We start from the raw sequence: 20,254 nt of genomic DNA, 5'->3' as shown, positions 1-20,254 counted from the left end.
CACCCGTTCACCCGCGAGGGGTGCCGGCCGTCAGGAAGCGGTCATCCGCTTCTCGACGTCCTGGTGCGTCTCGAGCCACGCGGAGACGGCCTTCTCCTCCTGGCCCTGACCGCGCTTCTTGATCTCGGCCTCGAGGCTGCCCAGCTCGTCCTCGCTCATCTTGAAGTTCTTGAACCACTTCGTGAGCTGCGGGTACTCGCCGGGGAACTCCTTGTTGGCGATGGTGCGGATCGTGTTGCCCTCGCCGAACTTCTTCTTCGGGTCGGCCAGCTTGGTCAGTTCGTACTCGCTGTACGCCCAGTGCGGCGACCAGAGCACGACGGCGACCGGCTCCTTCTTGGTGTAGGCGCGCTTGAGCTCGGCCAGCATGGCGGGCGTGGAGCCGTCGACGACCTTGTACTCCTTGTCGAGGCCATAGCCGGGGAGCACGTCCTTCTTCAGGAGGTTCATCTCGCCGGTGCCCGGCTCGATGCCGATGATCCGGCCGTCGAAGGTGTCCGCCTTGCCCTTGAGGTCCGCGAGGGACTTGACGCCCTTGACGTACGACGGGACGGCTACTTCGAGCGAGGTCGGGCTGTACCAGCTGCCCAGGTCGACCAGCTTGTCCTTGCTCTTGTTCCAGTAGTTGCTCTGGGCGTGCGGCAGCCAGGCGTCGAAGTTGACGTCGAGGTCACCGCTGGCGAGACCGGTGTAGACCGGGCCCACGTCCATCTGCTTCAGGTTGAGCTTGTAGCCGCGCCTCTCCAGGACGTTCTTCCACAGGTACGTGACAGCGACGTCCTCGTCCCAGGGGAACCAGGCGACGTTCACGGGGTCCTTGGAGTCGCTGCCGCTGTCCTTCTTCTCGACAGGGGCGAGCTTGTCGACGACGCCCGGGTTGGCCTTCAGCCACGCCTTGACGGCGTCCTGCTGCTTGCCCTTGCCCGCCTTGTTGATCTCGGCCTCGAGACTCGTGAGCTGCTTCTCGCTCATCTTGAAGTCCTTGAGCCACTTGGCGACCTCGGGGTTGTCACCGCCGAAGCCCTTGCGGGCCAGCGAGTGCACGCCGTCGCCCTTGCCCCAGACACCCTTCGGGTCCTCGAGCTTCTTCAGCTTGTAGTCGTTGTACGCCCAGTGCGGGGACCACAGCGGCACGACGATCGGCTTCTTCTTGGCGTACGCGCGCTTCAGCTCGGCCAGCATCGCCGGCGTGGAGCTGTCGACGACCCGGTACTCCTTGTCGAGGCCGTACGCCTTGAGCACCTTGCTCTTGAGCAGCCCGGTCTCACCGGCGCTGGCCTCGATGCCGGTGATCTTGCCACCGAACTCGGCGCCCTTGCCCTTGAGGTCGGCGAGGGAGTCGATGCCGTCCATGTAGGCGGGCACCGCCAGCTCCAGGGACGTCTCGTCGTACCAGGCGCCGAGGTCCTCGAGGTCCTTGCCGTACTTCTTCCAGTACTGCGCGTGCGTGGTCGGCAGCCAGGAGTCGGTCTCGAAGTCGACGCTGCCCTGGGCGAGCGAGGTGTAGAGCGGCCCGGCGTCGAACTGCTTGGCCTCGACCTCGAACCCGCGCTGCTCGAGGATCTCCTTCCACAGGTAGGTGGAGGCGACGCCCTCGTCCCAGGGGATGTACCCGATGGTGAGCTTCTTGCCCTGCCCGACGTTCGTACCGTCGTCGGAGGCGGTCGAGGTGGAGGACCCACCGAAGATCCCCATGCCGCCCGCGACGAGCGCGAGCACGACCACACCCACGACGGCGACCACGGGCCGGGGCCGGTAGGACCAGATCTGCAGCCCGTGCGCGGCGCGCAGCTTGGCGAGCGCGCGGCGGCCGAGCGGGGAGACCTGCTGACCGAGCGAGCTGGTCATGCGGTCGAGGTAGATGGCCAGGATGACGATGGCGATACCGGACTCGGCGCCCAGACCGACGTTCAGCTGACCGATGGCCTCGTTGACGTCGGCACCGAGACCCTCGGTGCCGACCATGCCCGCGATGGCGGCCATGGACAGGCCCAGCATGATGACCTGGTTGACACCGGCCATGATCGTCGGCAGCGCGAGCGGCAGCTGCACCCGCAGCAGGGTGTTGCTGGGCTTCGTACCGAACGCGTCGGCGGCCTCGACCAGCTCCTTGTCGACCTGGCGGATGCCCAGCTCGGTCATACGGACGCCCGGCGGCACCGCGAAGATGAGGGTGGCGACGATGCCGGCGGGGGCGCCGGAGCCGAAGAACAGGATGGCCGGGATCAGATAGACCATCGCCGGCAGCGTCTGCATGAGGTCGAGAACGGGCCGGAACACCCCGCTCACCCGGTTGGACCGAGCGGCCCAGATACCGAGCGGCACGCCGATGACGAGCGCGATGAGCGTCGAGACCAGGACCAGCGACAGGGTCTGCATGGCGTGGTCCCACAACTCGAGGTTGTCGATGAACCACAGCCCGACGAAGGTCAGCACGGCCGCCAGGGTGCCGCGCAGCCAGAAGGCGATGACGGCGAAGATGCCCACGAGCAGCAGCGGCTCGGGCGCCTGCAGGACATCGCTGATGCCCGTGTAGACGCCGTCGAAGCAGGTCTTGAGGAAGTCGAAGAGCCAGGCCATGTGGTTGAGCAGCCACTCGACCACATCGTTGACCCAGTCACCGAAGGGAATCCTAGGCACCGGCATTCACCTTCTCGACCGGACCGTCACCTTCGCCGCGAGGGGCGGGAACGGCGTCCCGCGACTCTTCGCGGTGATTGTTCTCGACGGACTTCATGGGCTCACCGAGCACGGCGAGCAACCGCTCCCGCGGCACGACACCGACGACACTCCCGTCCTCACCTATGACGGCGACGGGTATGTCACTGGTGGAGCAGGGCGTGAACAGCTCGATGATCGGAGTGTCCTCGGCGACCTCGGCCGGGGCGTCGGAAGCCCGGTACCCCTCCGCGGGGGTGCCCATGATGGCGCCCGCGGTCAGCACCCGCGACCGGTCGACGTCCTGCGTGAAGGAGGCGACGTAGTCGTCGGCCGGAGTGACGAGAATGTCCTCGGCGGCCCCGATCTGGACGATACGGCCATCGCGCATGACGGCGATGCGATCACCGAGCCGCATGGCCTCGTTGAGGTCATGCGTGATGAAGACGATCGTCTTCTTGAGCGTCTTCTGCAGATCGAGCAGCTGATCCTGCATGTCGCGCCGGATCAGCGGGTCGAGCGCGCTGAACGACTCGTCCATCAGAAGCAGATCGGCATCGGTCGCGAGCGCACGCGCCAGACCGACACGCTGCTGCATACCACCGGACAGCTCGTCGGGGAAGGACTTCTCCCACCCTTCGAGGCCCGCCAGACGCAGGGCCTCGGTGGCCCGCTTCTCGCGCTCGGCGCGCGCCACGCCCTGCACCTCGAGCCCGTAGGCCGCGTTCTCCAGGACGGAGCGGTGCGGGAAGAGGGCGAAGTGCTGGAAGACCATGCTGATCTTCTTGGAGCGGACCTCGCGCAGCTCGCGCGGGGACAGCTCGGTGAGGTCGTCGCCGTCGAAGCGGACGTGTCCCGCCGTAGGCTCGAGGAGCCCGTTCAACATCCGCAGAAGCGTGGACTTACCGGACCCCGAGAGACCCATGACGACGAAGATCTGGCCGGGCTCGACCGTGAAGGAAGCGTCGATCACAGCCGCCGTCGTTCCGTCGGCCCGCAGTTCCTCACGGTCGGCTCCGCGGCGGAGTTTCTCCACCGCCTCATCGGGTCGTCTGCCGAACACCTTGTACAGGTCTTCGGCTTCAAGCCTGGACACATACACCTCTCGGGTCGAACCAAGACGGCCCGCCTCCCCCGCCGGCGGGCCGTGGTGCGGTACGGGGTCTGCCCGTGTCGTCCGGCCGACCGTTCAATAGTTGAACGTGCGACCGGGTCCGCTCCGTGGCGGCGCCTGCCCGAACTTATGCACACCAAACAAAAGAGTGGTCCAGCCCACACACAGTCATCGAAATCGCACGGATACGGCACACACGGTCACTGTCAGTGCGGTACGGCATGATGCGGAGCGTGACCCAGAAAACCCAGCGCCTGATGCTGCTAGACACCGCGTCCCTGTATTTCCGGGCGTACTTCGGAGTCCCGGACTCCGTGAAGGCCCCGGACGGCACCCCGGTGAACGCGGTGCGCGGGCTGCTCGATTTCATCGCCCGCCTCGTCCAGGACCACCGCCCCACGGACCTGGTGGCGTGCATGGACGCGGACTGGCGCCCGCAGTGGCGCGTGGACCTCATCCCCTCCTACAAGGCCCACCGGGTGGCCGAGGAGAAGCCGGCCGGAACCCCGGACGCGGAGGAGATCCCGGACACGCTCTCGCCGCAGGTGCCGATCATCGAGGCGGTCCTGGACGCGGTGGGCATCGCGAGGGTGGGCGTGGAGGGCTACGAGGCGGACGACGTGATCGGCACGTACACCGCCCGGGCCACCACCCCGGTCGACATCGTCACGGGCGACAGAGACCTCTACCAACTGGTGGACGACGCGAAGCAGCGCCGCGTCCTGTACCCCCTCAAGGGGGTAGGGACCCTCCAGATCACGGACGAGGCGCTCCTGAGGGAGAAGTACGGGGTGGACGGTTCGGGCTACGCGGACATGGCGACGCTGCGCGGCGACCCGAGCGACGGCCTCCCCGGAGTCCCCGGCATCGGCGAGAAGACGGCGGCGAAGCTCCTGGCCCAGTACGGAACGCTCACCGGCATCATCGAGGCGGCGAACGACCCGGCCACGAAACTCACACCGGCCCAGCGCAAGCGCCTGACAGAAGCACACGGCTACCTGGAGGTGGCCCCGAAGGTGGTACAGGTGGCAACAGACGTGAAGCTCCCCACGACCACCACCGCGCTCCCCCGCCAACCCCGCGACCCCGAACTCCTCGACCACTTGGGGTCACGCTGGGGCTTGGGCGGTTCTTTGCACCGCCTGCTCACCACTCTCTCCTCCTGAAATGCTAGCTTAGGCTTACCTAACTAAGTATCGAGGGAGACGACACATGGCCGAGCGTCCCGCACGCAAGCCCCGTAAGGCCCGCTCGGCGCAGGTCGTGCGCACCGAGCGACTGACGCCGCACATGCAGCGAGTGGTATTGGGCGGCGAGGGACTGGCGGACCTCCCGGAGCTCGAATACACGGATCACTACGTGAAGCTGCTCTTCGCGCCCAAGGGAGCGACCCTCCCGGAGCCGTTCGACATGGAACGCATCCGGGAAGAGCTGCCGCGCGACCAGTGGCCGGTGACCCGCACCTACACGGTACGAGCCTGGAACCCCCACGCCCGCGAGCTGACGCTCGACTTCGTGGTCCACGGCGACGAGGGCCTGGCCGGCCCCTGGGCGGCGAACGTCAAGCCCGGCGAGACGATCCACTTCATGGGCCCGGGCGGCGCCTACGCCCCGGACGCCGAGGCGGACTGGCACCTCCTGGTCGGCGACGAGAGCGCGCTGCCCGCGGTCGCGGCGGCCCTGGAGGCGCTGCCGCAGGGCGCGAAGGCCCACGTCTTCGTGGAGATCGAGAGCCCCGAGGAAGAGCAGAAGATCGACACCCAGGCGGAGATCACCTGGCTGCACCGCCAGGGCCGCCCGGTGGGCCAGGCCCTGATCAAGGCAGTCACCGAACTGGACTTCCCCGAGGGCAGGCCGCAAGCCTTCGTGCACGGCGAGGCGGGCTTCGTGAAGGAGCTGCGCCGCCATCTGCGGATCGACCGCCAGATCCCGCGCGAGGACCTGTCGATCTCCGGCTACTGGCGGCTCGGCCACAACGAGGACGGCTGGCAGGCGTCGAAGCGCGACTGGAACGCCCAGGTCGAGGCGGAGCAGGAGACGCCGCGGCCCTGACGGCGTTCGGACACGTACGAGAAGGGAGGGCCGGCCGGGGTAGGTCCGCGCGCAGCACAGCGGCGCGCGGTGACAGACCCGACGCAACGGGCGACGCCATCAAGACGGCGAGCACGGACATGCCCCGAGCAGCACCGTGCCCGCTCCGACACCTGTCGGAGACGACGGAAAGCCGCTGACCGGACCCCGGACGGCCACCCTCCCTTCCCTGCGTACGCTGACCCCGAGATGAGACACCGCAGGCGCACGCCACCCTCCCCGCTCCCCCAACGCGACGGCATCGACGCGGTACGCGTACGGCTGCCCGCGGACGGCGCCTGGGCGACGACAAGGGACCACTTGATCGCCCGCCTGACCCCCGCGGGCACGGCCAGGATCGACGCGATGCTCGAGACGGGCCAGATCGTGGACGCGACCGGCACCCCGGTCACCCGCACCACGCCGTACACCCCGGGCACCCATGTCTGGTTCCACAGGGACGTCACCCCGGAACCCGCGGTCCCGTTCGAGCTGAACATCGTGTACCGCGACGCCCACATCCTCGTAGCGGACAAGCCGCATTTCCTGGCGACGACACCGCGCGGCAGCCACATCAAGGAAACGGCGCTGGTCCGCCTGCGCAGGGAAACAGGCATGGAAACCCTGAGCCCGGCCCACCGCCTGGACCGCCTGACCGCGGGTCTGGTGCTCTTCGTGGTACGCCCGGAGGACAGAGGGAAGTACCAAACCCTGTTCCGGGACCGAAAGGTCACCAAGACCTACGAGGCGGTAGCGAGAAGCAGCACAAGGCCCTACCCCCTGACGATCCACAGCAGAATCGAAAAACAAAGGGGCGTACTGACAGCACAGGAAATCCCGGACGCGGCCCCCAACGCGGAGACCGGAATCGACCTGGAGGCCGTCAAGGGCGCCCTGGGCCTGTACCACCTGACCCCCCGTACAGGCCGGACCCACCAACTGCGCGTCCATATGAACTCCCTGGGCACACCGATCCTGGGCGACCCGCTCTACCCCCGCGTCGCGGAGCCCACCGCCCCGGACGACTACCGCAGACCGCTCCAACTGCTGGCACGCACACTGGAGTTCAGTGACCCGGTGACGAACCGGGAACACCGTTTCGTGAGCGACCGGCAGCTGGAGGCCTGGGAGTCGTACGAGACCTGGTCTCAGTAGCCGCGCCACCACCGCAGGAGACGCTGCCAGGCCCCGGCCGGGGGCGCCCCGCCACCGGCCGGAGGCACCGACGGCGACGGCGGGACGACGATGGGCTCGGAGACGGCCTCGGCGGGAGCGGCGGCCTCGCTCGAACCGGAGGACACCCGCCACCCGGGCCGGGGCGGCGGCACCATGCTCGGCCGGGCGACGACGTCCTGCTGCGCGCGGGCCGTGAACGACACGGGCAGCGCGACGAGATGCTGCGACAGAATGGTGGACCGCCACCGCAACTGCTCCTCGTCGACGGAGAGTTCGGCATCGGGCAGGCGCATGAGGAACGCGTCGACCCCGATGTCGGCGATGGCGCGCCCGATGTCCTGCCCGGGGCATTCGTGGGGCCCGCCCCCGAAGGCGAGGTGGGACCGGTTGCCCTGCATGTGCAGGGTCGGATCGGGCCGCACGGCGGGGTCGACGTTGCCCGGCGCGATGCCGAAGATGAGGGCGTCACCGGCGCGGACGTGCTGCTCGCCGAGCCGGGTGTCGACCTTGGCGTAGTAGGCGACCATGGCGCTGAAGGGCGGCTCGTCCCAGAGGGACTGCTCGACGGCTTCGGGGACGGTCATCTGCCCGCCGTTGAGCTGGGCGCGGAAGCGCGGGTCGGTGAGGACGGTGCGCAGGACGTTGGCGATGAGGTTGGCGGTGGCCTCGTAGGCGGCGATGAGGACGAGCCGCAGGTTCTGGCCGACCTCGTCGTCGCTGAGAGCGGCGGGCGCGGTGACGAGGCGGCTGATGAAGTCGTCCTCGGGGGCGGCCCGGCGCCGGACGGTGAGCTCCATGAGGATGCCCATGATGTATTCGTTGCTGGCGATGGCCGTCTCGGTGCCTTTGATCATGTCGCGGGCGGCTTGGACGAACCGCTCGCTGTAGGCCTCGGAGGCACCGAAGACGTCGAGCAGGGTCATCATCGGCAGATGTTCGGCGTACTCGCTGACGATGTCGCAGGAGCCGCGCTCGCAGAACCGGTTGATGATCTCCTGGCAGGCCTTGTTGACGGCGCGGCGCAGGCTGCGGTGGTCGACGACTTCGAGGGCGTAGGTGACGGCGCCGCGCAGCCGGAGGTGTTCGGCGCCCTCGGCCATGGAGCAGATGGGCTGCCAGCTGAAGACGGGGGCGAGGGGGTGGGTGGGTTTGACGGTGCCGTTCTTGAGGGCGGTCCAGCCGCGGGCGTCGCGGTTGTACTGGGAGGTGGTGCGGACCATGTGGAGGTTCTCGCCGTGGCCGAGGACGGCCCAGACGCGTACGTCGTCGTGGATGAGCGCGGGGGCGACGGAGCCGTGCTCGGCGCGGAGCTTCTCGTAGACGGCGGGGAGGTCGGCCTCGGCCTCGGGCCCGTAGAGCCGGCGGGCGCCGTCGGGCCCGAGGGCGTGGGCGGGACACCCTGGTGGCGGCCCGCCCAGGGGATCCTGCAGCGGATCGAACCCGAAGGCCTGGGAGGACGAGGAGGGGGGAGGCGTCACGGTGATCGCTCCGGTGGTGAGGCGAACGGTTGTGGGAGGCAAAGCCGATTGCGGGGGCCCCGAACTGCGTGGTGGGGTCCTCAGACGTGCTGCAACGCCATCTCGTGCAGATACCGCATGAGGGTGAGAAGGACGTCGCGGCTGGAGGCGCGGCGCCGGGCGTCGCACTCGACGATCGGCACCTGGGGGTCGAGATCGAGGGCGACGCGCAGTTCGTCGACGGGGTAACTGGGCCCGTCGGGAAAGGCGTTGTTGGCGATGACGAAGGGGACGCCGCGCTCCTCGAGCCGCCCGATGACGTCGAAGCTGACTTCGAGGCGCCGGGTGTCGATGAGGACGACGGCACCGAGGGCGCCCTCGAACAGCCCGTTCCACAGGAACCAGAAGCGTTCCTGGCCGGGGGTGCCGAAGAGGTAGAGGACGAGCTCCTCGGTGATGCTGATCCGGCCGAAGTCCATGGCCACGGTGGTGGCGGTCTTCGTGTCGGAACCATAGTTGTCGTCGACGCCGATCCCGGCCTGCGTCATGGTCTCTTCGGTGGTGAGCGGCCGGATCTCGCTGACGGAGCCGACCATGGTGGTCTTGCCGACGCCGAACCCGCCCACGATGACGATCTTCACGGCGGAGGAGACGGTGTCGGGCATCCGGTCCTCGGCGCGCGGGCCGGGAATGTGCAGCCCCCCGGTGGTCAGGTCCGCGGCGCCGACGGGGTCAGAGCTTCTGTAGTCCATGCATCACCGCTTCGAGGAGGGAACGGTCCGCGACGTTGCTCCGGATGACCGGGGCGCGGGAGTGGACCAGTTCGGCCGCGAGGAGCTCACCGAGCAGCACGGTGACCACGCTGAAGGGCAGATTGAGGTAGGCCGAGATCTCGGCCGTGGACAGCGGCGTCCGGCACATGCGCAGGACGGCGGTCTGTTCGGGGGGCGCGGCGGCGGGAGGGTCGGCGCGGGCGACGATGAGGGTGACGAGGTCGAGCGTCGCACGGTCGGTGCCGTCGGTGCCGCCGGTGATCACATAGAGCCGCTCGGGGTCCCTGGGGTCCTTGGGCGCTTTGGGGTCCCGCTGTTCCGGAGCGGGGCCCTCGCCGTCCTTGGCGAACCGGCGCTCGCGCCGGGGCGGCGGCGCTCCTTCGTCGCTGAAGGCAGGCTCGTGGGAGCGCGGACTCATACGGTCTGCCCGTTGCGTCGGGGCGGGCTGGTGAGGTGGGCGCCGATGCGGATGACGAGGTCGCGCATCTGGTGGCTGACGAGACCGGCGTCGACGTACGGATCGGCGAGGACGGCGAGGTAGGCGCCCTTGCCCGCGGCCATCAGATAGAAGAAGCCGCCGTCGACCTCGATGATGACCATGTTCATCTTGCCGTTGGACTCCGGGATCTCGGAGGCGACGGCGGAGGCGAGGGACTGGAGTCCGGCGCAGGCGGCGGCGATCCGGTCGGCGCCGTCGGGGTCGCCGCCGTACCGGGCGATGCGCAGACCGTCCGCGGAGAGCACCACGACCTGGCGCACGTTGGGCACGCCGTCGGCGAGCTCCTTGAGCATCCAGTCGAAGTTGGCGCGTTGCTGGATCACTGGCGGTCTCCCTCGTCGGCCTGCTTGGTGTGCGCGTCGGTGGTGCCGGCCCCGTCGGGAGCGGACTTGCCGTGCTCCCCGGAACCGCCGGAACCGCCGGAATCATCGGGCTTGAGCCCGTTCATGAACGCCTCGACCCAGAGACCGGGTTCGGGCTGCGGCCGCTCCTCGGCCTCCGGCTCGCCGTACGCCGAGGACGGACTTCCGTACGACCCCGTCGGGTCCCCGTACGCTCCGGACGGCTCCCCCCACGACTGGGGACCGGAGCCACCGGCCGGCCCGCCGGTGCCGGTGAAGTCGGAGGCCGGGCCGGATCCCGGCAGATCCGGATGGCGCGGCGTCACGATGATCTGCGCGTCGACGATCTTCGTGTCGACCTTCCTGCGGCGCTGCGGCAGCCCGTTGGGCCGCCATTCGGTGACCACGGGTACGTCGTCCTCCATCGCGGGCACGACGGGGGCGGAGTGGCGCGGGCCCGTCGTGGGCCGCCGCGTCTTCTTGAGCCGCGGCTCTTCCTTGATCGGTACGCCGTTGTGGTCGACGCGCGGTACGGCGGAGGCGCCGATGCCGTGGGCGAGGCCGGGCGCGGGCCCGGTGCTCATCATGTCGCGCGGGACGACGAGGACGGCGCGGACGCCGCCGTACGCGGACTGCCGCAGGGAGATGTCCATGTTGTACATGGAGCAGAGCCGGCCGACGATGGCGAGGCCGAGGCGCGGGTTCTCGCCGAGGTCGTTGAGGTCGATGCCGGCCTTGGCCTTGTCGAGCATGCGCTCGGCCCGCAGGCGCTGCTCCTCGCTGAGGCTGACGCCGCCGTCCTCGATCTCGATGGCGATGCCGGTCTGCACCTCGACGGCGGTGACGTGCACCTTGGTCTGCGGCGGCGAGTAACGGGTGGCGTTGTCGAGGAGTTCGGCGCAGGCGTGGATGAGGGGTTCCACGGAGACGCCCCTGATGGCCACGTCACAGATGGACTTCAGGTCGATGCGCGGGTACTCGAGGATGCGGGACATGGCGCCGCGCAGCACGCTGTAGAGACGGACGGGCTGCGGCCACTGACGGCCGGGCCTGGCGTTGCCGAGGACGGTGACGGAGTCGGCGAGGCGGCCGATCAGGGCGGTGCCGTGGTCGATGCGCAGGAGGTCGTCGAAGACCTCGGGGTTGCGGCCGTGGTCCTCCTCCATCTCGCGCAGTTCCTGGGCCTGTTTGTGGACGATGGCCTGGACGCGACGGGCGATGGAGACGAAGGCGCGCTGCGCGGCGTCGCGCATCGACTCCTCGAGGTCGATCTCCTTGAGGGCCATGCGCAGCAGTTCGCGCTCGCCCGGGGTGGCGTCGCGGAAGGCGGGGTCGGCGTCGCAGGTGTGGCGGACGGCGTCCTTGGCGTTGTCGCCGGTGTGCATGCGGTACAGGGCGGCCGGCAGGGCTTCCTTGGCGATGCGCAGCGTCCTGCGCTCCTTGGCGTCGAGCTGCCCCTCCAGGTCGGCGACGTGGTGCGCGTACTGGGCGCGCACCCCCTTGAGGAGGCGGCCGCGCCGGACGGCCTCGGCCGCGACGGCGATGACCAGGAGCGTGCCGAGCGTGCCGCACAGGGCGACGGCGAGGCGGGCGGGCTGTGGGACCAGGCCGACGGCCGCTCCGGTGGCGGCGGCCATGATCATGGCGGGGAGCAGGAGGACGCGTGTGTAGGGGACGTCTTGGCCACCGGGAGGCGATTGAACACTCACCATGTATGCCCTCTGAACAGTCGGATCGGGGAAGTGGGGGGTGCGCGGGGATGCGCGGTACGCGTTCCGGGGGATCTGGGGACGATCCGCACACGGGGGAACAAACGCCCGAATACATCTCAACTCGGTGCGCTGCGGGCGAGCTTAGTCCGACCGGATCAACGCTGAGTCATATTCAGCAAGCCTCTGCAGCGACGCCCGCGGCAGGCATACACTCGCTCCCATTTGCACGCTGGGCACCGATTCGCACACATGGAGTAAGGGCGTCCAGTCCCCGAACTCCTGTACCCCCGGGCACGCGGAAGGGCCCGGGACCTACGGTCCCGGGCCCTTCCGACAAGACACCTCACCCCACGGACGAGTACGCCACGACCCCCCGCAACAGCCCGTCCACGGCCTTGCGCGCATTGCGCGCGACGGTCGACGACCCGTCGTTCGGAGCCGCCGCGGCGATCTGCCCGAGCACGTCGATGACCTGCTTGCACCAGCGGACGAAGTCACCGGCCGGCATCTCCGCCTCGCGCAGCACCTCGTCGAGCCCCTTGCCGGAGGCCCACTGGTACGCGGCCCAGGCGAACCCGATATCGGGTTCGCGCTGCCCGACACCCTCCGCCTGGTTGATCCGGAACTCCTCCTCCAGGGCGTCGAGCCGCCCCCAGATGCGCACCATCTCGCCGAGCGCGGCCTTCGCCTTGCCCGAGGGCACCTTGGGCGCGAGCGCGTCGTCGGAGACCCGCGCCTCGAACACCAGCGCCGACACGCAGGCGGCGAGTTCGGCGGGGCTCAGGCCCTCCCAGACACCGTCGCGCAGGCATTCGCTGGCGAGCAGGTCCAGCTCGCCGTAGAGCCGCGCGAGCCGCTTGCCGTGCTCGGTGACCTCGTCGCCGCGCAGGTAGTCCATCTCCGTGAGCAGCTTCACGATGCGGTCGAAGGTGCGGGCGATGGTGTTGGTACGGCCCTCGATGCGGCGCTCCAGCGACGCGGTGTCGCGGTGCAGCCGGTGGTAGCGCTCGGCCCAGCGCGCGTGGTCCTCCCGCTCGGAGCAGCCGTGGCAGGGATGGGCCCGCAGCTCGGCACGGAGCCGCGCGATGTGCCGGTCGTCGGCGGCCGGGGCGCGGCCCTTCTTGTGCCGGTCGGGCACGATGTGCCCGGCCTTGGTGCGCAGCGCGGACGCCAGGTCGCGCCGGGACTGCGGCGAGCGCGGGTTGAACGACTTCGGGATCCGCATCCGCTCCAGGGCTTCCACGGGCACCGGGAAGTCGATCGAGGCGAGCCGCTTGACCTGCCGCTCGGCGGTCAGCACCAGCGGGCGCGGCCCGTCGTGGTGCTCGAAGCCGCGGTGCCCGTTGGACCGCCCGGCGGGCAGCCCGGGGTCCAGGACGAGCGCGAGGCCCGCGAACTTGCCCGTGGGCACGTGGATGACGTCCCCCGGCTTCAGCTTCTCCAGGGCGGCCGCCGCCTGCGCGCGGCGCTGGACCGCGCCCTGCTTGGCCAGCTCGGTCTCGCGGTCCTTGAGCTCGCGGCGCAGCCGCGCGTACTCGTCGAAGTCGCCGAGGTGGCAGGTCATGGACTCCTTGTAGCCCTCGAGTCCCTCCTCGTTCTTCTGCACCTGCCGAGAGATCCCGACCACCGACTTGTCCGCCTGGAACTGCGCGAACGAGGTCTCCAGCAGCTCCCTGGACCGGTGCCGCCCGAACTGCTCGACCAGGTTCACCGCCATGTTGTACGACGGCTTGAAGCTGGACTTGAGCGGATACGTACGGGTGCCCGCGAGCCCCGCGAGGTGCTCGGGGCTGAAGCCGCGCTGCCACAGCACGACGGCGTGGCCCTCGACGTCGATGCCCCGGCGGCCCGCGCGCCCGGTCAGCTGCGTGTACTCACCCGGCGTGATGTCGGCGTGCTGCTCGCCGTTCCACTTGACGAGCTTCTCCAACACCACCGAGCGTGCGGGCATGTTGATGCCGAGGGCGAGCGTCTCGGTGGCGAAGACGGCCTTCACCAGGCCGCGGACGAACAGCTCCTCCACGACCTCCTTGAAGGTGGGCAGCATGCCCGCGTGGTGGGCGGCGATGCCCCGCTCGAGCCCTTCGAGCCACTCGTAGTAGCCGAGGACGTGCAGGTCCTCGTCGGGGATGGCGGCCGTGCGCGCCTCGACGATCTCGCGGACCTCGGCCCGCGCCTCCTCGCCGTTCAGCCGGAGCCCCGCGAACAGGCACTGCTGGACCGCGGCCTCGCAGGCGGCGCGGCTGAAGATGAAGGTGATGGCGGGCAGCAGCCCCGCCGCGTCGAGCCTGTCGATGACCTCCGGGCGGCCCGGCGTCCAGATCCGGGAGCGCTGGCGCCGCTCGCGCTCGCGGTCGGCCTCGCGCATGGCGCGCCCGCGCCGCCGGTCCTGGTACGAGGGGCGGCTGGCCTCCATGCGCGCCATGCGCGTGAGGTCCGGGTTGACCGCCTTCTTGCTGCCCTCGCCCTCCTCGAAGAGGTCGTACATCCGGCGTCCGGCGAGCACGTGCTGGAAGAGCGGCACGGGCCGGTGCTCGGAGACGATCACCTCGGTGTCGCCGCGGACGGTGTCGAGCCAGTCGCCGAACTCCTCCGCGTTCGACACGGTGGCCGACAGCGAGACCAGCGTCACGGACTCCTGGAGGTGGATGATCACCTCTTCCCAGACGGCGCCCCGGAAGCGGTCGGAGAGATAGTGCACCTCGTCCATGACCACATAACCGAGGTTGACCAGCGCCTGCGAACCCGCGTACAGCATGTTCCGCAGCACCTCGGTGGTCATCACGACCACGGGCGCGTCACTGTTCACACTGTTGTCGCCGGTCAGCAGGCCGACCTTGTCCGCGCCGTAGCGCTTGGCGAGGTCCTGGTACTTCTGGTTCGACAACGCCTTGATCGGCGTCGTGTAGAAGCACTTCTTGCCCTCCATGAGGGCGAGGTGCACGGCGAACTCGCCGACGATCGTCTTGCCCGATCCGGTGGGTGCGGCGACCAGGACGCCCTTGCCCGCCTCGAGCGCCTGGCAGGCCTCGATCTGGAAGGGGTCGAGGCCGAAGTCGTACATCTCGCGGAAGGACGCGAGCGCGGTGGCCTGCTCGGCGGCCCGCTGACGGGCTGCCGCATACCGCTCGGCCGGTGAGAGGTCCTCTGTCATCGTGCTTTCGAGCCTACCGGCCCCCGCTGACAACGGACGATCATTATCCGGCAGGGCGCTGTGCGCAGGGCCTCATCCAGCGGGGCGCTGTCCGGTCAGGACGCGCACCGCCCCCGGCACGCACTCGGCCACCAGCGGCAGCGGCCCGACCGCCTCCCCGTCCGCGTACCCGGTGACACCCGCCGCCTCGTCGGCGACCAGCTCCACCCGCGCCGCCCGGTAGGTGCTGACCACGGGGTGGGTCAGATGCGTCCCCTTGTAGACGCGCGGGAAGACCCGCAGCAGCGTCGTACGGGAGCACGCGCCGACCACGGTGACGTCGAAGAGGCCGTCGCCCATGTCGGCGTCGGCGCATATCCGCATGCCGCCGCCGTACGACGTGCCGTTGCCGACGGCGACGAGGGTCGCGGCGATCTCCCGCACGGAGCCGTCGTCGAGCGTCAGGCGGAAGGGCACCGGCTTGAACGCGGCCAGCTCCGCCACGATCGCCAGGTCGTACTTGAACCGGCCGAGGGGCAGCCGCATCCGGTTGCCGCGGTCGTTGACCCGGGAGTCGAAGCCGGAGGCGAGCACGGTGGCGAACCAGTGGCCGCCGATCCGCCCCAGGTCGACGTCGCGGACCAGCTCGCCCTTGAGGGACTCGGCGACGAGCGCGCCCGCGGCGGCGGGGGCGCGGACGGGCAGCCCGAGCGAGCGCGCGAAGTCGTTGCCCGTGCCGACGGCGACCACGCCGAGCGGGGTGCGGGTCCCCGCGACGGCTTGCAGGGCGAGGTTCACGAGCCCGTCGCCGCCGACGGCGACCAGGGCGCCGGTGCCCCCGGAGACGGCGGCACGCGCGCGTACCAGAGCATCAGCGGCGTCCTCGCCGATGACGGTGCGCACGGAGAAGCCGGCCGCCCGCAACGCGGAAGCGGCCGGCTGCGCGGCGCCCGCGCCCCGGCCGCGTCCCGCGGTGGGATTGACGAAGAGGGTGATCTCGCTGGTCACGGCCGGACCTTAACAACCGCCCGGCCGCGAACAGGGGTTACCTCAGGTCACATCGTCGTAACCGTTGATCCGCTCGGTGTCGCCCTTCGCCTGCTCGGGCAGCGACCTGCTGGCCGAGACGGTCTCCACCTCGTCGATGTCCTCGGGCGTCAGATCGAGCTCGGAGGCCTCGTCGTCGCCGGGCCCCGCCGCCTCGATGCGGCGCCTGCGGCGGTCGTTGAGGAGGGAGAAGGCGGTCGCCGCGAAGTACAGGACCCAGATCGGACCGGCGAGGGCGATCATGGTCAGCGGGTCGGTGCTGGGCGTGGCCACCGCGGCGAAGACGGTGATGCCCATGATCATGCCGCGCCACCAGCCGAGCATCCGCTTGCCGGTGATCACGCCCGTGAGGTTGAGCATGACCAGGAGCAGCGGCAGTTCGAAGGAGAGGCCGAAGACGATCACCATGCGGGTGATCAGGTCGAGCAGGTCGTCGAGCGGCAGCTGGTTGTCGATGTTCGCGGGCGAGAAGTCGAGCAGCACGCGCGCCATGGTCGGCAGCGTCTTGTACGCGAAGAAGGCGCCGCCGAGGAAGAGCGGGACGCCGGTCGCCACGAAGCCGGTGGCGTACTTCTTCTCGTGCTTGTGCAGGCCGGGCGCGACGAAGCCCCAGAGCTGGTAGAGCCAGATCGGCGAGGCCCCGATGACACCGGCCATCAGCGACACCTTCAGGGCGAGCGTGAAGGGCGTGATCAGGCCGTTGAGCACGATGCGGGCGCACTGCTCGTTGGCGTCCTTGTTCTCGGCGGCCTTGGCCGTCAGTTCCGAGAAGGTCTTGTCGCAGCCGACGGAGTCAAGGACCGGGTTCGTGAAGAACTCGATGATGTCCTTGTAGTAGAAGGCGGCGACGATCGTCACGACGAGGATGGCCAGGACGGCCTTCCCGAGCCGGTTGCGAAGCTCACGCAGGTGCTCCGCGAGCGGCATCCGCCCCTCGGGGTCCTTCTCCTGCTTGCGGGCAGACTTGAGCAACCCACGTCCTCATCTCGTGCGACAGGCCGCCGTCACAGGGGCGGCCTTCGATCAGCTCTTGTCAGCTCTGCGTCGTGTGGTTGGTCGGCTCGGACACGGGGCGCGAGCTGGTCACGTCGCCCGGGGCGGCCTTGATGGTGCGCTGGGCCGGCGGCTGGGTGTCGTCGTTCTTCGGCGGGTCCGAGGGAGCGGCATCCTTGTTGCCACCCTCGCTCTTCATGGCCTTGGCCTCGCTCTTGAGGATGCGGGCCGACTTGCCGAGCGAGCGCGCCATGTCCGGGAGCTTCTTCGCGCCGAACAGGAGGAGGATGACCACGAGCAGGATGATCAACTCGGGGGCGCCGATCTTTCCACCGAACATATGCGTTTACCTTCTCACTGAGGCGGCAGGGGCGGGACTGCCGGTACCGATCGGACTTCGGACTGTTGTCCGACCACCGTGTGCTGGCAGCGATCGTATCCCGTGGGGGTGAACAGGGGGCAATCCCCGTGCGTACTCCCAGTGCGGCCGGCGCCTCACTCCCAGGCCACCCAATGGAGCGTACCCGCCCGGCCCGCGCACGGGACAGGCCGCGGCGGTAAAGCGCTTTCCATCCCGCACCGCGCCGGATCGCCAGGCCTGGACCGTCATCAGACGGCGTCGCCCCCGGCCTTCGCCACACTCACCGCGGCCCGCTCCAGCTCCTCGGCCGCGCGGTTGATCTGCTCCGTGGTGTCGGCGACCTGCCGCCCGAGGCGCTGCGCCTCGACGAACACCCTGATCGCGAAGACGGCCAGCACGGCAAGTCCCACGAACCCCAACGCCACGGCCAGCATCGCCCAGAACATGCGCCGAGCCTAGACGGTCTGGTGGAGGCGGAGCGTGCGCACCCCGCCACCGGTGAGGAGTTCGATGATGCGCTCGCCCGCGGGCTTGCGCACCGACGTGTCGCACTCGGGGCAGGTGAAGGAGTAGAAGGTGGTGCGGCGGCTCGCGCCGATCGCCAGACGGATCGCGGTCGCGGCCAGTTCGAAGCGGGCCCGGCAGTCCGGGCAGGCGGCCTTGAAGACGACGGGCACCGGGGCGGCGACCGTAGCGGACATAGTGGCGATATCAGTGAAACCGGCCACACCGGTCATTCCGTTGTCCACTTCGCACCTTTCATCCGTTCTGCCCCGCAAATTACGCGGGGCTGTGCCTGACGACCTCACGCGGCCCGTCCTACGCGACCCGTCTTACGCGACCCGTCCTGCGGGACCCGTCCTCCTGCGGTCCTGTTCTCCTACGCGACTCCGTCGAACGCGGTTTCGTCGTACGCCGCGAGCGCCTGCCGCGCCGCGTCCCGCGCGCTCACCGCGAGTTCGGCGGGGGCCACGATGTGCCCGTCCCGGCCGAGCCGCAGCGCGAGCCGCCGCAGCGACGACGGATCAGGGGTGCGCAGCGTGATCCGCAGGCCGCCGTCCGGCAACTCCTCGGCACTGTCGTGCGGGTAGTACTCCGCGACCCAGCGCCCGCCGGGCCCGACCTCGGCGATGACCTCCGGGTCCTCGGCCGCGGGCTGCACGAGCCCCTCGGACAGGTCCCGCAGTTCGACCTCGGGCGGCGCCGCGGCCTCGTCGAGGATCCGGATCTCGGCGACCCGGTCGAGCCGGAACGTGCGCCGCGCCTCCGAGCGTCGGCACCACGCCTCGACGTACGTATGACCCACGCTGACCAGGCGGATCGGGTCGATCTCCCGCTCGGTGACCTCGTCGCGCGCGGGCGAGTAGTAGCGGATCCACAGCCGCCGCCGCTCGGAGATCGCGCGGTCGACGTCGGCGAAGACACCGCCCTCGGACTCGAACGTGACGTTCAGACGGGCGCTCGCGCTCGCCACCTCACCGGCCGCCGCCTCGAGCTTCGCGGTCGCGCGCAGCAGGGCGAGCCGGTCGCTCTCGCGCAGCCCCGGCAGCGTGGCCACCGCGCGGGCGGCCACGAGAAGCGCGGTCGCCTCGTCGGCGGCGATCCGCAGCGGCTCGGCCACGTCGTCCGGGTTGTGCCACCAGATGCGGTCGCCGTCGGTGTCGATGTCGAGCAGGTCACCGCCGCGGAAGCTCGTCCCGCACAGCGGCAGCACGTCCAGGTCGGAGATCAGTTCGTCCTCGGTGATGCCGAAGGCCCGCGCGACGTCCTCCACGCGCGCGCCGGGGCGCTCCCGCAGATACGTCACCAGGGACAGCATCCGCCGGGTCTGGTCGATGGCGTTGGAAGCCATACTTGTCCGTACTCCCCTTCAGTCCCGCGCTCAGTCCTTGGCCACGGCGCGCAGCCGGTCCACCACATCGGCCCGCAGCTCGGCCGGTTGCAGGACCACCACGTCGGGCCCGAACTCCACGAGCCAGGCGTCGAGCCCGTGCCCGTACGGGATCTCCAACTCGTCCCAGCCGTCGCCGAGTTCCCGTACCGACGTGGCCTTGGCGCGCAGCGGGTAGCCCGCGCCCGCGCGCAGCCTGATCAGCGCCGAGCGCGTGGCGCTCTCCCCCGCCCAGCTCGCCACGGTCTCCCGTACGGTCACCACGTCCGGCACCTCTGCCTTGAACCGGCCCGCGCGCGAGCGGACCTTGCCGGTGATCCGGGAGAGCCGGAAGACCCGCTCGGCCTGGCGCTCGCGGTCCCAGCCCGCCAGGTACCAGTGGCCGCGCCAGCACTCCAGGGCCCACGGCTCGACGTGGCGCTGCTCGGGCCGGGCGGCGGTCGCCTTGCGGTAGTCGAAGACGACGGGGCGCCGGTCGCGGCAGGCCAGCATCAGCGGTTCGAAGGACGCCTCGTGCACCGGGATCCGCGGCTCGAGCGCGCCATGGCTCTCGTACGGGTCCACGTCCTCGGGCATGCCCGCGGCGCGCAGCTTCTGCAGGGCGCCGCTGGCCGCGCCGGCGAGGCGGGCCTGCTGCCACACCTTCGCGGCGAGGCCGAGCGCGGCGGCCTCCTCGCCGTCGAGGGTGACGGGCGGCAGCCGGTTGCTGTCGCGGCGGGCCAGGTAGCCGACCTCGCCGTCCAGGTTCTCCACGGTGTCGATGATCAGGCCGAGCTCACGCAGGTCGTCCTTGTCGCGCTCGAACATGCGGTTGAAGGAGTCGTCGCTGCCCGCCTCCAGGTAGGCCTCGACAGAGCCCCGCAGCTCGCGCTTGCTGAGTGGCCGCCGCGTCCCGAGCAGACACAGCGCCAGATTCATCAGCCGCTCGGCCTTGGCAATGGCCATCGACGCCCTTTCCTCATGTAACTCCCGACGGACGACCGTACCGCCAGTGGGTGTACCGGCAAAAGCCAGGGGATACGGCAGGGC

General features: G+C 69.9%; 18 protein-coding genes. 3 read left to right on the top strand and 15 right to left on the bottom strand.

Annotated elements, in window-relative coordinates; genetic code table 11:
• Window positions 1-30 precede the first annotated feature (30 nt).
• Both ACH4RC_RS22700 and ACH4RC_RS22695 read right to left on the bottom strand, forming a co-directional pair.
• Window positions 31-2,640 carry an ABC transporter permease/substrate binding protein gene (locus tag ACH4RC_RS22700; protein ID WP_398203742.1) on the bottom strand — a complete coding sequence of 870 codons (2,610 nt, stop codon included), beginning with the start codon at window positions 2,638-2,640 and terminating at the stop codon, window positions 31-33.
• Window positions 2,633-3,754: a glycine betaine/L-proline ABC transporter ATP-binding protein gene (locus ACH4RC_RS22695; RefSeq protein ID WP_398203739.1), complete on the bottom strand. Its 1,122-nt coding sequence runs from the start codon at window positions 3,752-3,754 to the stop codon at window positions 2,633-2,635. Before ACH4RC_RS22695 ends, ACH4RC_RS22700 begins: the two co-directional genes overlap by 8 nt.
• Before the next feature lie 242 nt (window positions 3,755-3,996).
• Here ACH4RC_RS22695 and ACH4RC_RS22690 point away from each other — a divergent pair, with 242 nt between their 5' ends.
• From ACH4RC_RS22690 to ACH4RC_RS22680, 3 genes are all read left to right on the top strand, one after another.
• The gene (locus tag ACH4RC_RS22690; protein WP_398204179.1) at window positions 3,997-4,938 is read left to right on the top strand and encodes a 5'-3' exonuclease H3TH domain-containing protein; all 942 of its coding nucleotides are present in this window, start codon (window positions 3,997-3,999) and stop codon (window positions 4,936-4,938) included.
• Window positions 4,939-4,984: 46 nt separating this feature from the next.
• Complete coding sequence (locus ACH4RC_RS22685) at window positions 4,985-5,824, top strand: siderophore-interacting protein (RefSeq protein ID WP_398203737.1); 840 nt, start codon at window positions 4,985-4,987, stop codon at window positions 5,822-5,824.
• 228 nt (window positions 5,825-6,052) lie between these two features.
• Window positions 6,053-6,997, top strand: a complete 945-nt coding sequence (locus ACH4RC_RS22680; protein ID WP_398203734.1) for a pseudouridine synthase — start codon at window positions 6,053-6,055, stop codon at window positions 6,995-6,997.
• Here ACH4RC_RS22680 and ACH4RC_RS22675 read toward each other — a convergent pair.
• The 13 genes from ACH4RC_RS22675 to ACH4RC_RS22615 all read right to left on the bottom strand — a co-directional run bounded on the left by ACH4RC_RS22675 (window position 6,991) and on the right by ACH4RC_RS22615 (window position 20,170).
• Window positions 6,991-8,496 (bottom strand): cytochrome P450, encoded by a 1,506-nt coding sequence (locus tag ACH4RC_RS22675; protein WP_398203731.1) that lies wholly within the window; start codon window positions 8,494-8,496, stop codon window positions 6,991-6,993. The genes ACH4RC_RS22680 and ACH4RC_RS22675 overlap by 7 nt on opposite strands.
• A gap of 80 nt (window positions 8,497-8,576) precedes the next feature.
• Complete coding sequence (locus ACH4RC_RS22670) at window positions 8,577-9,227, bottom strand: GTP-binding protein (protein WP_398203729.1); 651 nt, start codon at window positions 9,225-9,227, stop codon at window positions 8,577-8,579.
• Window positions 9,208-9,666, bottom strand: a complete 459-nt coding sequence (locus tag ACH4RC_RS22665; RefSeq protein WP_398203726.1) for a DUF742 domain-containing protein — start codon at window positions 9,664-9,666, stop codon at window positions 9,208-9,210. Before ACH4RC_RS22665 ends, ACH4RC_RS22670 begins: the two co-directional genes overlap by 20 nt.
• The gene (locus ACH4RC_RS22660) at window positions 9,663-10,070 is read right to left on the bottom strand and encodes a roadblock/LC7 domain-containing protein (protein WP_394435407.1); all 408 of its coding nucleotides are present in this window, start codon (window positions 10,068-10,070) and stop codon (window positions 9,663-9,665) included. Before ACH4RC_RS22660 ends, ACH4RC_RS22665 begins: the two co-directional genes overlap by 4 nt.
• Window positions 10,067-11,800, bottom strand: coding sequence for an ATP-binding protein (locus ACH4RC_RS22655; RefSeq protein ID WP_398203723.1), 1,734 nt, complete (start codon window positions 11,798-11,800; stop codon window positions 10,067-10,069). Before ACH4RC_RS22655 ends, ACH4RC_RS22660 begins: the two co-directional genes overlap by 4 nt.
• Before the next feature lie 343 nt (window positions 11,801-12,143).
• The gene (locus tag ACH4RC_RS22650) at window positions 12,144-14,954 is read right to left on the bottom strand and encodes a DEAD/DEAH box helicase (protein WP_398203721.1); all 2,811 of its coding nucleotides are present in this window, start codon (window positions 14,952-14,954) and stop codon (window positions 12,144-12,146) included.
• Between the two features lie 72 nt (window positions 14,955-15,026).
• Window positions 15,027-15,941: a diacylglycerol kinase gene (locus tag ACH4RC_RS22645; protein WP_398203718.1), complete on the bottom strand. Its 915-nt coding sequence runs from the start codon at window positions 15,939-15,941 to the stop codon at window positions 15,027-15,029.
• A gap of 42 nt (window positions 15,942-15,983) precedes the next feature.
• A complete protein-coding gene (gene tatC, locus ACH4RC_RS22640; RefSeq protein WP_398203716.1) occupies window positions 15,984-16,952 on the bottom strand; it encodes a twin-arginine translocase subunit TatC in 969 nt (322 codons plus the stop codon).
• A 61-nt stretch (window positions 16,953-17,013) separates the two neighbouring features.
• Complete coding sequence (gene tatA / locus ACH4RC_RS22635) at window positions 17,014-17,313, bottom strand: Sec-independent protein translocase subunit TatA (RefSeq protein ID WP_398203714.1); 300 nt, start codon at window positions 17,311-17,313, stop codon at window positions 17,014-17,016.
• A gap of 269 nt (window positions 17,314-17,582) precedes the next feature.
• Window positions 17,583-17,780 (bottom strand): hypothetical protein, encoded by a 198-nt coding sequence (locus tag ACH4RC_RS22630; protein ID WP_398203711.1) that lies wholly within the window; start codon window positions 17,778-17,780, stop codon window positions 17,583-17,585.
• A 9-nt stretch (window positions 17,781-17,789) separates the two neighbouring features.
• A complete protein-coding gene (locus ACH4RC_RS22625; RefSeq protein WP_398203709.1) occupies window positions 17,790-18,035 on the bottom strand; it encodes a hypothetical protein in 246 nt (81 codons plus the stop codon).
• 179 nt (window positions 18,036-18,214) lie between these two features.
• Window positions 18,215-19,186 (bottom strand): helix-turn-helix transcriptional regulator, encoded by a 972-nt coding sequence (locus tag ACH4RC_RS22620; RefSeq protein ID WP_398203706.1) that lies wholly within the window; start codon window positions 19,184-19,186, stop codon window positions 18,215-18,217.
• A gap of 30 nt (window positions 19,187-19,216) precedes the next feature.
• A complete protein-coding gene (locus ACH4RC_RS22615; RefSeq protein WP_398203705.1) occupies window positions 19,217-20,170 on the bottom strand; it encodes a helix-turn-helix transcriptional regulator in 954 nt (317 codons plus the stop codon).
• Window positions 20,171-20,254: the final 84 nt, after the last annotated feature.

Source organism: Streptomyces sp. NPDC016845 (assembly GCF_044332585.1).
Lineage (GTDB): Bacteria > Actinomycetota > Actinomycetes > Streptomycetales > Streptomycetaceae > Streptomyces.
The sequence above is the reverse complement of the archived record's forward strand: the minus strand, read 5'-3'. Positions and strand labels throughout refer to the sequence as shown.

Bases quoted from the DNA above. Each gene is read 5' to 3' on its own strand.
- ACH4RC_RS22690 (WP_398204179.1), top strand. From the start codon at position 3,997: ATGCGGAGCGTGACCCAGAAAACCCAGCGCCTGATGCTGCTAGACACC.
- ACH4RC_RS22685 (WP_398203737.1), top strand. From the start codon at position 4,985: ATGGCCGAGCGTCCCGCACGCAAGCCCCGTAAGGCCCGCTCGGCGCAG.
- ACH4RC_RS22680 (WP_398203734.1), top strand. From the start codon at position 6,053: ATGAGACACCGCAGGCGCACGCCACCCTCCCCGCTCCCCCAACGCGAC.
- ACH4RC_RS22670 (WP_398203729.1), bottom strand. From the start codon at position 9,227: ATGGACTACAGAAGCTCTGACCCCGTCGGCGCCGCGGACCTGACCACC.
- ACH4RC_RS22665 (WP_398203726.1), bottom strand. From the start codon at position 9,666: ATGAGTCCGCGCTCCCACGAGCCTGCCTTCAGCGACGAAGGAGCGCCG.
- ACH4RC_RS22655 (WP_398203723.1), bottom strand. From the start codon at position 11,800: ATGGTGAGTGTTCAATCGCCTCCCGGTGGCCAAGACGTCCCCTACACA.
- ACH4RC_RS22650 (WP_398203721.1), bottom strand. From the start codon at position 14,954: ATGACAGAGGACCTCTCACCGGCCGAGCGGTATGCGGCAGCCCGTCAG.
- tatA (WP_398203714.1), bottom strand. From the start codon at position 17,313: ATGTTCGGTGGAAAGATCGGCGCCCCCGAGTTGATCATCCTGCTCGTG.
- ACH4RC_RS22630 (WP_398203711.1), bottom strand. From the start codon at position 17,780: ATGTTCTGGGCGATGCTGGCCGTGGCGTTGGGGTTCGTGGGACTTGCC.
- ACH4RC_RS22625 (WP_398203709.1), bottom strand. From the start codon at position 18,035: ATGTCCGCTACGGTCGCCGCCCCGGTGCCCGTCGTCTTCAAGGCCGCC.
- ACH4RC_RS22620 (WP_398203706.1), bottom strand. From the start codon at position 19,186: ATGGCTTCCAACGCCATCGACCAGACCCGGCGGATGCTGTCCCTGGTG.
- ACH4RC_RS22615 (WP_398203705.1), bottom strand. From the start codon at position 20,170: ATGGCCATTGCCAAGGCCGAGCGGCTGATGAATCTGGCGCTGTGTCTG.